This window comes from Streptomyces dioscori (assembly GCF_003024195.1).
In the GTDB taxonomy this organism is placed as follows: domain Bacteria; phylum Actinomycetota; class Actinomycetes; order Streptomycetales; family Streptomycetaceae; genus Streptomyces; species Streptomyces dioscori.
The window spans coordinates 149,069-162,770 of the sequence record NZ_KZ679044.1; the positions used below are offsets into that span (position 1 = coordinate 149,069).

Consider the following 13,702-nt stretch of genomic DNA (forward strand, 5'->3'; position numbering starts at 1 on the left):
ATCTGCCGCCTTGGGGGTGGCAAGGGGGGAATTCATCATGAGTCCAGTGCTCGTCGCGGTCGTGGGAGTCGTCGTACTCCTCGTCCTGCTCGCACTCGTCGTCGTCACGCGGTACAAGGTGGCCGGGCCCAGCCAGGCCTTCATCGTCACCGGGCGGCGCGGCAAGAAGTCCACCGACCCGGACACCGGGCGGGTGTTCACCGACAACAGCGGCCAGAAGGTCGTCGTCGGCGGCGGAGTCTTCGTCGTGCCCTTCGTCCAGCAGAAGTTCACCCTCGACCTGTCCAGCCGGCACATCCCCATCGCCGTACGCGGCGCGGTCACCCTGCGCGGCGTCAAGGCGAACCTCGAAGGCGTCGCCATCGTCAAGGTCGGCGGCACCGAGGACTCCATCCGCGCCGCCGCCCAACGGTTCCTGATGCAGCAGAACGGCATCGTCGGCTTCACCCAGGAAGTGCTCTCCGGCGCGCTGCGCTCCATCGTGGGCCGCATGTCGGTGGAGGACATCATCCGGGACCGTGCCGCGTTCGCCGGGCAGGTCGCCGAGGAGGCCGAAGCCAGCCTGTCCGGACAGGGCCTGGTACTCGACGCCTTCCAGATCCAGGACATCACCACCGAGGGCTCCTACCTGGAGGACCTCGGCCGGCCCGAGGCCGCCCGCGCCAAGCAGGAGGCCGACATCGCGGAAGCGGTGGCCCGCCGCGCCGCCGAGCAGGCCCGGCTGAAGGCCGAGGAGGAGATCGCGATCGCCCAGCGGACGTTCGCGCTCAAGACCGCGGAGATCAAGGCCGAGACGGACGAGGCGGCGGCCCGTGCCGCGGCGGCCGGTCCGCTCGCCCAGGCCGCCCGCAGCCAGGAAGTGCTCACCGAGCAGGAGAAGGTCGCCCAGCGGCAGGCCGCGCTGACCGACCGCGAACTGGACACCAAGGTCCGCAAGCCGGCCGACGCGGCGCGCTACCAGGCCGAACAGGAGGCGGAAGCCCGCCGGGTCGCGCTCGTCAAGCAGGCCGAGGCGGACGCCCAGCGGTCCCGGCTGACCGGTGAGGGCGAGAAGGCGCACCGGGCGGCGCTCGCCGACGCCGTACGCATCGAGGGTGAGGCCGAGGCCGCGGCGATCGGGGCGAAGGGGGCCGCCGAGGCGGAGGCGATGCGGTTGAAGGCGGACGCGTTCTCGCGGTACGGAGACGCGGCGGTGCTGCAGATGGTCGTCGAGGTGCTGCCGCAGGTGGTCGCCAAGGCGTCCGAGCCGCTCAGCGCGATCGACAAGATGACGGTGATCTCCACGGACGGGGCGAGCCAGTTGTCCCGAACGGTCGCGGACAACGTGGCGCAGGGGGTTGAGCTGCTCGGCTCCACGACCGGGGTCGACCTGCCGGAACTGCTCCGCAGGATCACTGGGCCGTCGGCTGCGCCGGCTGCGGCGCCGGCTGCCGCGCCGGCCAACGGCAAGGTCGACGTGACCGACTGACGGCACGGCGCTCTGACGGTACGGCGCTCGTCTGCGGCCGTGTGGGGGCCGATCGCGCAGTTCCCCGCGCCCCTGGGGTGGGTGGGGGTGCGGCGGTCGTCCCGTGCGGGCCGGTGGGGGCTTGTCGCGCAGTTCCCCGCGCCCCTGAAAAGCGGGGCTGCGCCCCTGCCTTTCATCTTTTGGGGGCGCGGGGAACTGCGCGAACGGCCCCCACCGGGCCGCAGACGAAGAAGTGCGCCACCCGGCCGTAGAGGAAACCATTCCGCAGCCCGCCGTAGGGTGAACGGATCAGCAGATCGACATCGGACAGGGGACCAGCCATGGGCACTCCACGCCTGAGCAGTACGCCGTTGCCGGGAATCGGGGTGCGGTACGACCTCACGACCCGCGAACAACGCCGCATCTCCGTGGTCGCGCACCGCGACGGCGGCCGCACGCTGAGCGCGTACCGCAAGGACGACCCGGACGCCTGCGCCCTCTCCGTCCGGCTCTCCGCAGGAGAGTCCGACGCGCTCATCGACGCCCTGATGCCCGCCCACCACAGCCCCAGCCTGCTGTCCACGACAGAACTGGGCCTGGTCGCCGAACGCATCGAACTGTCGTCGACCTCGCACTGGAACGGACGCCTGCTCGGCGAGACCTGCATGCGCACCGAGACCGGCGTCTCGATCGTCGCCGTCCTGCGCCGCGCCGAGGCCATCCCCTCGCCCGCGCCGGACTTCCGCCTCGCCGGCGGGGACACCCTCATCGTGATCGGCACCCGCGAGGGCGTGGAGTCGGCCGCGACCATACTCGGAAGGGAGTGACACGTGCATTCGTCCGCGGTCTTCCTGATCGAGTTCGGCGCGATCATCCTCGGACTGGGGCTGCTCGGCCGATTCGCCGGACGGTTCCAGTTCTCGCCGATACCCCTCTACCTGCTGGCCGGTCTCGCATTCGGCGAGGGCGGGCTGCTGCCGCTGGGCACCAGCGAGGAGTTCGTCGCGATCGGCGCCGAGATCGGCGTCATCCTGCTGCTGCTGATGCTCGGGCTGGAGTACACGGCGACCGATCTGGTCTCCAACCTCAAGACCCAGTACCCGGCGGGCCTCGTGGACGCCGCCCTGAACGCCCTGCCCGGCGCCGCGATGGCGCTGCTGCTCGGGTGGGGGCCGGTCGCCGCCGTCGTCCTCGCCGGAGTCACCTGGATCTCCTCGTCCGGTGTCATAGCCAAGGTCCTCGGCGACCTGGGCCGGCTCGGCAACCGTGAGACCCCGGTCATCCTCAGCATCCTGGTCCTCGAAGACCTCTCCATGGCGGTCTACCTGCCGATCATCACCGCGCTGCTGGCCGGTGCGGGTCTGGCGGCGGGCAGTGCCACGCTCGCCATCGCGCTCGGTGTCGCCGGGCTCGTCCTCGTCATCGCGGTGCGGTACGGCCGCCACATCTCGCGGTTCGTGTCGAGCGACGACCCCGAGAAGCTGCTCCTCGTGGTGCTGGGGCTGACCCTGCTGGTCGCCGGTGTGGCGCAGCAACTGCAGGTGTCGGCGGCCGTGGGGGCGTTCCTCGTCGGGATCGCGCTGTCGGGGGAAGTGGCGGAGGGGGCGCACGGGCTGCTGTCGCCGCTGCGGGACCTGTTCGCGGCTGTCTTCTTCGTCTTCTTCGGGCTGCACACGGATCCGGCGAGCATTCCGCCGGTGCTGCTGCCCGCGCTGGCGCTGGCCGTGGTCACGGCCGGGACGAAGATCGCGACGGGGTACTGGGCCGCCAAGCGGGCCGGGATCTCGTCGAAGGGGCGGTGGCGGGCCGGGGGGACGCTGGTCGCTCGCGGCGAGTTCTCGATCGTCATCGCGGGGTTGGCGGTGACGTCCGGTATCGAGCCGCGGCTCGGGCCGCTGGCCACGGCGTATGTGCTGATCCTGGTGATCGTGGGGCCGCTGACGGCGCGGTACACCGAGCCGGTGGCTGCGCTGTTGGCCGGGCGCCGGTCCGCGCGCCCGTCGGACCCGGAGCCGGAGCCGGACGCGACGCAGACCCGGGACCTGGTCCCGAGCCCGGACGCGCCGGCGGAGAAGTAACGCTCCGCGGCCCGCATGCGGCCTCGTCTGCGGGCCGGTGGGGGCCGGTCGCGCAGTTCCCCGCGCCCCTGGGTGGGCGGGGGCCCGGCTGTCCCCCCCCGCCCCTGAGGTGAGTGGGGGTTCGGCCGGGTGTCCGGTACGGCTCGGTGGTGGCTGGCCGCGCAGTTCCCCGCGCCCCTGAAACAGGGCTGCGCCCTGACCTCCAAGGCAGCCCAGCGACAACCAACCCCCACAGAACAAACACGGGCTCCCCCACCCACCCAAGGAGCGCGGGGAACGGCGCGCCCAGCCACGACGGGCCCGCACTGGACAGGCAACGGTTCCCCCACGCACCTCAGGGGCGCGGGGAACGGCGCGCCCAGCCCCCGCGGGCCCGCGCCGGACGGCCAACCGGTCCCCCGGCCCACCGAAGGGGCGCGGGGAACGGCGCGCCCAGCCCCCACCGGCCCGTGCCGGACGGACAACCGGACCCCCGCCCGCCCAAGGGACGCCGCAGCGTGCGTTCAGCCCCCCGTCCCAGGGGCCGACGGGCCGTCCGGTGGGATCACCTCTCCCTGGACCACCCGCGGCGGAGCGTCCCCCTCCGCCGCAGCCGCCGCCCGCTTCTCCGCCTTCAGGATCCGCGCGGACTTCCCCGCCGACCGCGCCAGATCCGGGCCTTTCTTCACGGCCAGGACGACGATGACGACCACGAGGATGACGGCGAGCTCACTCAGCCCGAACATGTGCGCCCTCTCCCTCCCGCCCTGCCGCCGTCAGACGCCGACGCCGAAGTCGGAGGCGATGCCCGCGAGGCCGGAGGCGTAGCCCTGGCCGACCGCGCGGAACTTCCACTCCGCGCCGTGGCGGTACAGCTCGCCGAAGACCATCGCGGTCTCGGTGGCGGCGTCCTCGGACAGGTCGTAGCGGGCGATCTCCGCGCCGCCCGCCTGGTTGACGACGCGGATGAAGGCGCCCCGGACCTGCCCGAAGCTCTGCCCGCGTGCTTCGGCGTCGTGGATGGACACGGGGAAGACGATCTTCGCGACCTCGGCCGGCACGGTCGCCAGGTTCACCTTGACCGATTCGTCGTCGCCCTCGCCCTCACCGGTGAGGTTGTCGCCGGTGTGCTCGACCGAGCCGTCGGGGCTCTTGAGGTTGTTGTAGAAGATGAAGTGCTGGTCGGAAAGGACCTTGCCGGACTCGTCGACCAGCAGCGCCGACGCGTCGAGGTCGTAGTCCGTGCCGGTCGTGGTCCGTACGTCCCAGCCGAGGCCGACCAGCACGGCCGTCAGGCCCGGCGCCTCCTTGCTGAGCGAGACATTGCCGCCTTTGGAAAGGGAAACTCCCACGCCGATCTCCTTATTGGTGTGAACGTACCTCGTGAGGCAGAATCTACAGCACTGTAGAAAATAAGGAAGGAGACAGGACGTGACGGACCGGCGACAGCGTCCCCCGCGGCGGGGACAGGGCGAGCTGGAGGCGCAGGTCCTGTCGGCCCTGTGCGCGGCGGAGGGGCCCGCGACGGCGGGGTGGGTGCAGGAGCGGCTGGGTGGTGATCTCGCCTATACGACGGTGATCACGATCCTGACCCGGCTGCTGGCCAAGGGCGCGGTGACCCGGGAGCGCGTCGGCCGGTCCTTCGTGTGGACTCCGGCCTCGGACGAGGCGGGCCTGGCCGCTCGCCGGATGCGCCGGGTTCTCGACGGCGAACGGGACCGGGAAGCCGTACTCGCCAGCTTCGTGACGTCCCTGGAGCCGGACGACGAGCGGCTGCTGCGTGAACTGCTGGCCCACCCCGGTGGGGAGGAGGACGGTTGAGCGTCGCCCTGTGCGCCGGGGTGGGCCTCATGGGTGACGGGGAGCCGTCAGCCCTCCGTCAGCCCTCTTCCTGCTCCTGCTCCTCTTCCTGCTCCTCTTCCTGTTCCTGCTCCTCCTCGTCCCCCTCGAAGAAGTCGCCCACCTCGTCCACGATCTCCGCCGCCACCAGTCCGCCGGCGACCCCGACCGCGAGCCCCGCCGCGCCCGCGGCGACCCCCGCGCCGATGCCGGGGTGCGACCGCTCGTGCGGTTCGTGCCGGTCGTGGCCGTACGCCGCGTCGGGGCCGTACGACTCCCGGTGCTCGACCAGTTCCCGGACCCAGCCGTCGACTACGGCGTTCCAGTCCTGATGGCCGACGCCCTCGTGGGAGACGGTGAACCGGGTGAGCGTGTCGTCGCCCGAGGAGAGGAGGCCGCCGCGCTTGTCGGCCTCCAGGACCACCTCCATACCGGTGGGGGCGGCGAGGAAGGTCACCTCGATCTCGTTGACCGCGTGGGCGTACGCGGGCGACGGGGTGAGTTCGAGCTCCTGGTAGAAGGGGAGCTGCTGGCCCGTGCCGCCGATCCGGCCCAGTTCCAGGTCCGCGGACCTGAAGCCGAAACCGAGCTGCCCGAAGGCCTCCAGGATCGCCTCCTGGACGGGCCGGGGCGCCACGGTCAGCCGGTCCAGGTCGCCCTTGTCGCGCGCGCCCGCCACCGAGAGTTCCGTACGCAGGCCGAGGGCGATGCCCAGTTCCTGCCCGTACAGCTCGGTGACCGGGGTCTCCCAGGGGAGCGTGACGGCGAACGGTACGGTCCGCTCCTCGTCCTCGGAGAGCCGGAAGCCGCCGCCGACGGTGAACCGTTCGAAGACGACCCCGCTCTCGCTCTCCCCCTCCTCGTGCTCGGCCTCGACGCCCGCGACCAGTTCCAGCGTGATGTGCTCGATGTCGACGTCCGAGCCGCCGCCCCTGAGCCGGATCTCGCCCGAGAGGGTCCCGCCGGGCAGGGCGGGGGCGGGGCTCAGGACCGTGTCCACCGTGGGGCCGCCCACGCCGAGTGATCCGAGCAGCCGTTTGAACACCATTGAGGGGTCCACTCCTTCATGTGCGGGTGGTCGTGCCGGGCCATGCTCCGAGTACGTGCACGCGTACGTGTACGTGTGCGTGTACGCGGTCATGCTCTACGTACATGTAGAGGTTAAGGGCGGCCCCCGTACCGGAATCAGGTACCCCCGACCCGTGCCCCACCAGGGAGGACGTGAGCTGCGCCACTCGTGCCCGGCATCTCTGGACTCCTTACTTTGCGATTCCTTTACACTGGTCCCAACGCTTGACGACGACGAAGGAGCAACGGTTCCACCATGGGTGAACCTCCTAGTACCAGCCGTGCCACCCCCGGCCCGAGACGTGTGCGTACGGGAGCGGGGGTGGCACGGTGACCGAGATCCTGCTGCTTCTGCTCGCCCTGTCGCTCACACTCGCCTGCGCGGTGTTCGTGGCGGCCGAGTTCTCGCTGACCACCGTCGAGCGCGGTGATCTGGAGCGGGCGGCCGAAGCGGGCGAGCGCGGCGCGGACGGCGCGCTGAAGGCCGTCCGGAAGCTGACGTTCCAGCTGTCCGGCGCACAGCTGGGCATCACCGTCACCTCCCTGGTGATCGGCATGCTCGCCGAACCCTCACTGGCCGTCCTCCTGCAGGGCCCGCTCAAGGCCGTGGGTCTGGGCGGCGCGGCCTCCACGACGGCGACCCTGCTCGGCGTGGTGCTCTCCACCGTCGTCCTGATGGTCGTCGGCGAGCTGGTCCCGAAGAACTGGGCGATCTCCCGCCCGCTGGCCGTCGCCAAGGTGGTCGCCGGACCGCAGCGCGCCTTCACGGCCGCGTTCGGCCCGTTCATCCGGCACCTGAACAACACCGCGAACCGGTTCGTACGCCGCTTCGGTCTTGAGCCCGCCGAGGAGCTGGCCTCCGCCCGGGGCCCCGAGGAACTGGTCGCGCTGGCCCAGCACTCGGCCGCCCAGGGCGCCCTGGAGCCGGACTCCGCCGAACTGTTCGTCCGTACGCTGCACCTGGGCGAACTGACCGCCCAGAACGTGATGACACCGCGCGTCGACGTACGGGCGCTGGAGGCGCACGCCACGGCCACCGACGCCGCCAACCTCTCGCACGCGACCGGCCTGTCCCGCTTCCCGGTCTACCGCGACAGCCTGGACGAGGTCGTCGGCACGGTCCACATCCGGGACGTACTCGCCCTGGAGCCGGACGAGCGGGCCACGACCCCCGTGACCGAGCTGGCCACGGCCCCGCTGCTGGTGCCCGACAGCCTGCCCGCCGACCGGCTCCTGGAGCGCATGCGCACGGCCCGCACGATGGCCGTCGTCATCGACGAGTACGGCGGCACGGCCGGGGTGGCCACGGTGGAGGACATCGTGGAGGAGGTCGTCGGCGAGGTCCGCGACGAGCACGACCCCGTCGAGATCCCCGACCTGCTGCCCGCCCCCGCCACGGCGGACGGCCGCCCGGCCTGGGACGCGGACGGCGGCGTACGGCTGGACGAGCTGGCCGCGATAGGACTGCGCGCGCCGGACGGCCCGTACGAGACGGTCGCGGGCCTGGTCGCCACCCGGCTGGCCCGCATCCCGGCCGAGGGCGACGTCCTCGACCTGGGCGGCTGGCGGCTGGACGTCCTCGCCGTGGAGCACCACCGGGCCGATCGCGTCCGCATCACCGGACCGGCCGACGAGCCGGACGGCGATCCCGACGGCAAGTACGACGGCGGTCACGACGACAAGCACGACGGCGGTCACGACGGCGAACCGGTCGGTCAGAGCGCGAGGGAGTCCCGATGAGTACCTCCACCACGATCCAACTGCTCATCGGCGCCCTGACCCTGCTCACCAACGCGTTCTTCGTCGGCGCGGAGTTCGCCCTGATCTCCGTACGACGGAGTCAGATCGAGCCGCTGGCCCAGGAGGGCAACAAGCGGGCCCGGATGACCCTGTGGGGTCTGCGGCACATCTCGGCGATGATGGCGACCGCCCAGCTCGGCATCACCGTCTCCTCGCTGGTCCTGGGCGCGGTCGCCGAACCGGCCATCGCGCATCTCCTGGAGCCCGCCTTCGAGGCGGCGCACATCCCGCACGGCCTGGTGCACCCGATCGCCTTCGTGATCGCGCTCACCGTGGCGACGTATCTGCACATGCTGTTCGGCGAGATGGTCCCGAAGAACATCGCGCTCGCCGCGCCCGCGCAGACCGCGCTGCTCCTCGGTCCCGCGCTGGTGGCCCTCACCCGGGCGCTGAAGCCGTTCATCTTCGGCATCAACGCCTTCGCCAACGCCCTGCTGAAACTGCTGCGCGTCGAGGCCAAGGACGAGGTGGAGTCGGCGTTCACGGACGACCAGCTCGCCCGGATGGTCGTCGACTCCAGCGAGGCCGGGCTCCTGACGGCCGCCGACGGCGAACGGCTGCGCGACGCCCTGGAGCTGGGCACCCGCCCGGTCGGCGAGATCCTCGTCCCGGCCCAGCGGATGCGTACGGTCGACGACACCGTGACCCCGGCGCGGCTGGAACGCGCGGCGGCCGAGGCCGGCTTCTCGCGGCTGCCCGTGACCGGCGGGGACGGCACGCTGCTCGGCTACCTCCACATCAAGGACACCCTCGGCGTCGTCGAGCGGGACCGGCCGTTCCCGCGGAGCGCCCTGCACCCGGTGACCCGCGTTCGTATCGACACCCCGCTCGACGACACGCTCACCGCGCTGCGCGCCACGGGCAGTCATCTCGCGGCGGTCACCGGCGAGGCGGGCAAGGTCCTCGGCTTCGTCACCATGGAGGACGTCCTGTCGGAGCTGGTCGGACCGTCCCCCGCGGGGGTCTGACCAGGGGCAAGGCAGTACTGGGGGCTTTCGCGGGGCCGACGGCAGCCGGTCGTCGAGCGCCGCGAAGTCACCGCAGTCGGTCCGCGCGAGAGGTCACCGCAGCGGTCGGCGGATCCAGACCTCGCCGGCCATCCGGTCCGGGCCGGGACCGGCGCCGAAAGCGGTGGCGGGGGTGATACGCGGACCGAGGACACCGAACCTCGACCATCCCCAGGCGCGGAACGCCTCCGCCGCCGCGCCCGGCGACCCGCCGCCCCCGCCGGCGCCGTTCCCGCGGCCGCCGGCGGGGCTGTCCGCGTCCCGGCCCGTGGCCGCGACGACCAGATCGGCGTCGAGCCGGATCAGCAGCCGTTCGACCAGGCGCGTGGCGACACCACGGCGGCGGTGGGCCGGCAGCACCATCAGTTCGGCGAGCAGGAACGTACGCCCGGACGCGGTGAGTTCCTCGATGTCCGTCGGCAGCTCCCCCTGGAAGTCCGACCACCACTCGCCGGTGCGCGGCGCCCGGAACCCGTACGCGCAGCCGACCGTCCCGGCCGTGTCGGCGACCACCATGTCGAAGCCGGTGTGCTGCACATGCTGTTCGAGCCGGCGCAGGAAACCCTGACGGTCCCGGTGTTCCGCCCCCGCCGCGCCCCGGTACGCGCTGACGTACACGTCCGCGACGGCGTCCCGCTGCTGCTCCGCCTGCCACCGGGACAGTCTGCGCAAGTACACCTCTGCCATACGGGCCTCCCCCCGGCCGCGGGACGGACATCCCCGGACTCGGCATCATCACAGCAGGAGCCGCCGGGGTAAACGGGGCCTCCGCAAGGGTTGGTGATGCTCCGTCATGTCCGAGGGCCTGTCCGAGGGCGTCCCCGGGCCGTCCGCGCGGCCGGGCAAGGGTGGGGAGCGAGGGGGGAGTGGAGCCGGGGGGACCCATGGAACATCCGTGCCAGGGGTCGTACGGCCGTGGCCGGCATCGCCCGACGGACGACGGTTCACAGGGCTGTGCAGAGCCGCCTCTCTCGCCTACGCTCGGAACAGAATGTGAGCGAGGCTCACCTGACCCCGCGTTCAGGAGCCGAGCCCGCCGATGATGACGAAGCCGTGGTCCACGGCTTCCCTCGCGCCCCCGGCCCCCGGGTGCACCAGCCCCTGATTCCCGGGCGCCAGGACGAGGCGATCGAGAACGCCGAGCGAGTTCCTCCCGCCGCTTCCCTTGCGAGCGGCCCCTGTCCACATGTCCCTTGCGGACCCGCCGACGGTGCACTCCCGCGTGCCGCCGCGACCCGCCGAGGGATCTCATGCCCTGAAACCGCTGCCGGGGGGCGGCGCGGAAGGGCGGTGCGGTCGCCGCCGGTGGGCACGACACCGGCGGCGACCGGCCACATCACTCCACACCACGGGCCCGGCTCCGGCCCGGCTCCGGACTCCGGGCGACCTGTGCCCGTACGGGATGTGGCTGTCAGCCGATGCAGAGCACGAGCAGGCAGAGCTGCGAGGGCGACGTCGCCGACGGCGAGGGGCTCGCCGGTGACGTCGTCGAGTCGGAGCCGCCCGTGCCGCCCGTGCCACTCGTCCCGTCGGTGGCGGCGGGTGTGGACGGCTGCGAGGACGCGCTGTCGGCCGGGTCCGCGGAGGACGACGACGAGGACGAGGCCGGGGACGAAGCCGAGGAGGAGGCCGACGACGAGGCCGGGCTCCCGCTCCGCGACCGCTGGTCGGACGCCGATGCCGTACCCGGTGCGGACGCGTCCGGACGGGAGCCCCGCGGGGCGACGGAGGACGGGGCGACCGCGCCCCGCTCGGCCGACCGGCCGCTCGCGGGCGACTGCGGGGACGTGGCCGCCGAGGACCGCCGGGCGTCGGGCCGTGCCGACGAGGGATGCGTGTACTGCGTCGCCTCCTCCGCCGCGGAGCCCGCGGCCGTCTTGGTGCTGGTGCCCAGGCCCGCGGCTTCCGGAGCCGAGGCGGCTTCCGCGCGGTCGGCCGAGAGCCGGTCCATGGCGGTGAAGGTCAGACCGCCTCCGACGAGCGCGACGGCGGTCGCGACGACGGCCCGGCGCTGGTTCTTCTTCCAGCGGGCGCGCTGACGACGGCGTGCGGCACGCCCCTGGGGCGGGGGCGTCGCCCCCTCGAAACCGTCGTGATCGTACGTGCCGTCGTCATGCGTGCCGTCGTCATGCGTGCCGTCGTCATGCGTGCCTTCGCCATGCGTGCGCTCGTCTTGCGTGCCGCGGCCGGACGGGGCAGGGGCGGCCGTGTCGCGGGCGGTCGCGTCGGGAAAAACCGAGGCGGGAAAGGCTGAGGCGGGGGCGCTGGGTTCCCACACCGAGATGTCCGGCACGTCCGGCACGTCCGGGACGTGGTCCGTCGTCGTGCTCGCGGCGGCCAGGGTGACCCGGGGCTGGACGGGGTGGCGGCTGACGGTGACCGGGGCGATGTCGGGGGCGTACGCGCCGCATCCGGGGCACACCAGGGCGCCGTTGAGATGCCGACGACACGAGGAGCAGTAGTCCATCAGCGTCTTCCTGAGTTGACTGGTCGCCGCCCCGCCGGTTCCCTGCCCGGTCATGGTCGTACGTGGGTACGTGGGGTCGAACGCCAGTCACGCTAACCAGGCGGCCGAGGCACTGTGTGCAGCCTGTGTGACGCTCCTGCACACATTCGCCGGGGGCCCGGGGGCATTGCCGCGCGCATCAGGACATCCCGGGGCCGTCCGGCGCCGCCTGACTCGCCGCACGCCGGTATTCGGCGTTGATCCGCTGTGCTTCCTCAAGCTGGTCCTCAAGGATCACGATGCGGCAGGCGGCCTCGACCGGCGTGCCCCGGTCGACGAGCTCGCGCGCGCGGGCGGCGATCCGTAGCTGGTAGCGGGAGTACCGCCGGTGCCCGCCCTCGGAGCGCAGCGGGGTGATGAGCCTGGCCTCCCCGATGGCCCGGAGGAAACCGGGAGTGGTGCCGAGCATCTCGGCGGCCCGCCCCATCGTGTACGCGGGGTAGTCGTCGTCGTCCAGCCGATCGCCCAGCGGATTCTCTGCTGTCATGTCACCTCGTTCTGCAACGCGTCGAGGGGCCCTGGTGCCGTACGGCACCAGGGCCCCGAAGGAAATTGAACACCATCTGCCGGCGCTACTGTCGCGCCGACCTTCTGTTTCCGTCACCCGGCCCGGGAGAGGGCAGGGAGTACGGGGACCGTGGTTGCGTGACCGGGGACCACCTTCCAATCCGGGGTCTGGCGAGCCCGGTCGAATGTTCTCGGCCGGGCGATCCTGATGGCGTCTGCTCCTTCCGTCCTTCCTCGAAATCCATGGGTGGTGCTGGTGGCGGCTCCTCGGTCCGCGAGCCACCCAGCGCGGTCGTCAGTCCCGTCACCGTCCTGCGAACCACGTGGCTTCGAAACTCCACAACCGCTCTGAACTGCGCACTTCTCGTACTTCTGCCCGTCAGTTCATGTCTGCGGGCCTTGCTCGACCTCGTCTACGAGAGAAACCTTAGCTACGTGCGCGACCAATGTCTACTCTGGCAAAGGTAGATTTTGGTCAGCATGAATCCCAAATATTTTGGTGTCATCTCTACGGGAGGTGGGTAGGAGCGACCGCTGGATAGAATCGGCTCCCATGTCGAACCCTGACGAACTGCTCGTCGGTATCTCAGCCCTGGTGGAGTCCGGGCAGAGCAATCGGATGTCGCTGACCGTGGTCGCCGGTGGTGCTGTCATCACCGGCAGACTGGCCCCCGAAGCCGTGTGGCGGGAACGGGTCTCGGAGGTGCTGAAGGACTCCGACCATCTGGGCCCGTTCTCCGGCGTCTTCCTCGCGGACCGGCCACAGGACCGTACCGGTCAGGCCGATCGTGACGCGGCGCCCACGCATCTGCACTTCCATCTCGCCCGCATCCTGCAGGGCAATGTCGGGATTCCCGAGACCGGCGGGATGTACCGCGTCGCGATCACCGATGTCAGTGCCTGGACCGTGGGCGACTTCAGCTACTCCGACCAGTGAGCCGCCGGAATCCGTAGGACCCGCCGACCCATGACGAAGGGCCCCGCCGACGTGAGTCGGCGGGGCCCTTCACTGTCCTGCGGGTCAGCGGGTCAGCGGTTCAGCGGGCGACGGCCGCGTCCGCGCTCATGCTCGTGTTCATGTTCGTGCTCAGGTCCGTGTTCGCACCGGCGGGCGCGTCGGTGTTGACGGGGGCGGAGGGCTCGGCCTCGCCGAGCATCGCCGAGGCGTTCTGGAGCGGGGTCAGGGCGCGCGGCGCGGCGGGCGCGGGCTCCTGGAGGCTGCGGCAGGTGAAGCCGAGGCGGGCCATCGCCCGGGTGACCTCCGCGCCGGTGAAGTCGCGGCGGTCCTGCCGGGTGATGATCTCGCCGACCTGCTTGACCGGGTACTGGCGGCGGCCGATGAGCACGGACTCACCCGTGATGGCCTCGGGCTTGACACCCTTCATCGAGTCCAGCACCCCGTTCTTGGTGAGGTCGAACGGGAACCGGGCGATGACACAGCGCATGATGCCTCACAGACAGAGAGGGAGAA

At 71.7% G+C, this 13,702-nt stretch carries 13 protein-coding genes and 1 pseudogene; 7 read left to right on the forward strand and 7 right to left on the reverse strand.

Going from position 1 to position 13,702, the window contains the following annotated elements; translation table 11 throughout:
* Positions 1-37 precede the first annotated feature (37 nt).
* The 3 genes from C6Y14_RS19220 (at position 38) to C6Y14_RS19230 (ending at position 3,525) form a co-directional block, all read left to right on the forward strand.
* Positions 38-1,468, forward strand: coding sequence for a flotillin family protein (locus C6Y14_RS19220; RefSeq protein WP_107017962.1), 1,431 nt, complete (start codon positions 38-40; stop codon positions 1,466-1,468).
* A 320-nt stretch (positions 1,469-1,788) separates the two neighbouring features.
* Positions 1,789-2,274 (forward strand): cation:proton antiporter regulatory subunit, encoded by a 486-nt coding sequence (locus C6Y14_RS19225; RefSeq protein WP_107017963.1) that lies wholly within the window; start codon positions 1,789-1,791, stop codon positions 2,272-2,274.
* Between the two features lie 3 nt (positions 2,275-2,277).
* Positions 2,278-3,525 carry a cation:proton antiporter gene (locus tag C6Y14_RS19230; RefSeq protein ID WP_107017964.1) on the forward strand — a complete coding sequence of 416 codons (1,248 nt, stop codon included), beginning with the start codon at positions 2,278-2,280 and terminating at the stop codon, positions 3,523-3,525.
* A gap of 503 nt (positions 3,526-4,028) precedes the next feature.
* Here C6Y14_RS19230 and C6Y14_RS19235 read toward each other — a convergent pair.
* Positions 4,029-4,250 (reverse strand): twin-arginine translocase TatA/TatE family subunit, encoded by a 222-nt coding sequence (locus C6Y14_RS19235; protein ID WP_107017965.1) that lies wholly within the window; start codon positions 4,248-4,250, stop codon positions 4,029-4,031.
* Positions 4,251-4,280: 30 nt separating this feature from the next.
* Positions 4,281-4,856 carry a TerD family protein gene (locus C6Y14_RS19240; protein WP_107017966.1) on the reverse strand — a complete coding sequence of 192 codons (576 nt, stop codon included), beginning with the start codon at positions 4,854-4,856 and terminating at the stop codon, positions 4,281-4,283.
* A 79-nt stretch (positions 4,857-4,935) separates the two neighbouring features.
* Here C6Y14_RS19240 and C6Y14_RS19245 point away from each other — a divergent pair, with 79 nt between their 5' ends.
* On the forward strand, positions 4,936-5,325 hold the full coding sequence (locus C6Y14_RS19245; RefSeq protein WP_107017967.1) for a BlaI/MecI/CopY family transcriptional regulator: 390 nt from the start codon (positions 4,936-4,938) through the stop codon (positions 5,323-5,325).
* A gap of 58 nt (positions 5,326-5,383) precedes the next feature.
* Here the strand turns inward: C6Y14_RS19245 and C6Y14_RS19250 are convergent, their stop codons facing one another.
* The gene (locus tag C6Y14_RS19250; protein ID WP_107017968.1) at positions 5,384-6,391 is read right to left on the reverse strand and encodes a sporulation protein; all 1,008 of its coding nucleotides are present in this window, start codon (positions 6,389-6,391) and stop codon (positions 5,384-5,386) included.
* Positions 6,392-6,741: 350 nt separating this feature from the next.
* Between C6Y14_RS19250 and C6Y14_RS19255 the strand changes: the two genes are divergently transcribed.
* Positions 6,742-8,151 carry a hemolysin family protein gene (locus C6Y14_RS19255; protein ID WP_107017969.1) on the forward strand — a complete coding sequence of 470 codons (1,410 nt, stop codon included), beginning with the start codon at positions 6,742-6,744 and terminating at the stop codon, positions 8,149-8,151.
* Positions 8,148-9,179: a hemolysin family protein gene (locus C6Y14_RS19260; protein ID WP_107017970.1), complete on the forward strand. Its 1,032-nt coding sequence runs from the start codon at positions 8,148-8,150 to the stop codon at positions 9,177-9,179. The genes C6Y14_RS19255 and C6Y14_RS19260 overlap by 4 nt, the downstream gene beginning before the upstream one ends.
* A gap of 93 nt (positions 9,180-9,272) precedes the next feature.
* On the opposite strand, the gene C6Y14_RS19265 is transcribed toward C6Y14_RS19260, so the two are convergent.
* The 3 genes from C6Y14_RS19265 to C6Y14_RS19280 form a co-directional block, all read right to left on the reverse strand.
* Positions 9,273-9,905, reverse strand: coding sequence for a GNAT family N-acetyltransferase (locus tag C6Y14_RS19265; protein WP_225891155.1), 633 nt, complete (start codon positions 9,903-9,905; stop codon positions 9,273-9,275).
* A 724-nt stretch (positions 9,906-10,629) separates the two neighbouring features.
* A complete protein-coding gene (locus tag C6Y14_RS44140) occupies positions 10,630-11,739 on the reverse strand; it encodes an SCO2400 family protein (protein WP_159074271.1) in 1,110 nt (369 codons plus the stop codon).
* A 124-nt stretch (positions 11,740-11,863) separates the two neighbouring features.
* Positions 11,864-12,211 (reverse strand): MerR family transcriptional regulator, encoded by a 348-nt coding sequence (locus C6Y14_RS19280; RefSeq protein ID WP_107017972.1) that lies wholly within the window; start codon positions 12,209-12,211, stop codon positions 11,864-11,866.
* A 573-nt stretch (positions 12,212-12,784) separates the two neighbouring features.
* On the opposite strand from C6Y14_RS19280, the gene C6Y14_RS19285 reads away from it, so the two are divergent.
* Positions 12,785-13,168, forward strand: a complete 384-nt coding sequence (locus tag C6Y14_RS19285) for a hypothetical protein (protein WP_107017973.1) — start codon at positions 12,785-12,787, stop codon at positions 13,166-13,168.
* A gap of 211 nt (positions 13,169-13,379) precedes the next feature.
* On the opposite strand, the pseudogene C6Y14_RS19290 reads toward C6Y14_RS19285, so the two are convergent.
* A pseudogene (locus tag C6Y14_RS19290) lies at positions 13,380-13,676 on the reverse strand (SCO5918 family protein); the annotation flags it as partial.
* Between the last annotated feature and the right edge of the window lie 26 nt (positions 13,677-13,702).

Excerpts from the sequence above, each read along its gene's own strand:
- C6Y14_RS19220 (WP_107017962.1), top strand. The coding sequence starts at position 38 with ATGAGTCCAGTGCTCGTCGCGGTCGTGGGAGTCGTCGTACTCCTCGTC.
- C6Y14_RS19225 (WP_107017963.1), top strand. The coding sequence starts at position 1,789 with ATGGGCACTCCACGCCTGAGCAGTACGCCGTTGCCGGGAATCGGGGTG.
- C6Y14_RS19235 (WP_107017965.1), bottom strand. The coding sequence starts at position 4,250 with ATGTTCGGGCTGAGTGAGCTCGCCGTCATCCTCGTGGTCGTCATCGTC.
- C6Y14_RS19250 (WP_107017968.1), bottom strand. The coding sequence starts at position 6,391 with ATGGTGTTCAAACGGCTGCTCGGATCACTCGGCGTGGGCGGCCCCACG.
- C6Y14_RS19260 (WP_107017970.1), top strand. The coding sequence starts at position 8,148 with ATGAGTACCTCCACCACGATCCAACTGCTCATCGGCGCCCTGACCCTG.
- C6Y14_RS19265 (WP_225891155.1), bottom strand. The coding sequence starts at position 9,905 with ATGGCAGAGGTGTACTTGCGCAGACTGTCCCGGTGGCAGGCGGAGCAG.
- C6Y14_RS44140 (WP_159074271.1), bottom strand. The coding sequence starts at position 11,739 with ATGACCGGGCAGGGAACCGGCGGGGCGGCGACCAGTCAACTCAGGAAG.
- C6Y14_RS19280 (WP_107017972.1), bottom strand. The coding sequence starts at position 12,211 with ATGACAGCAGAGAATCCGCTGGGCGATCGGCTGGACGACGACGACTAC.
- C6Y14_RS19285 (WP_107017973.1), top strand. The coding sequence starts at position 12,785 with ATGTCGAACCCTGACGAACTGCTCGTCGGTATCTCAGCCCTGGTGGAG.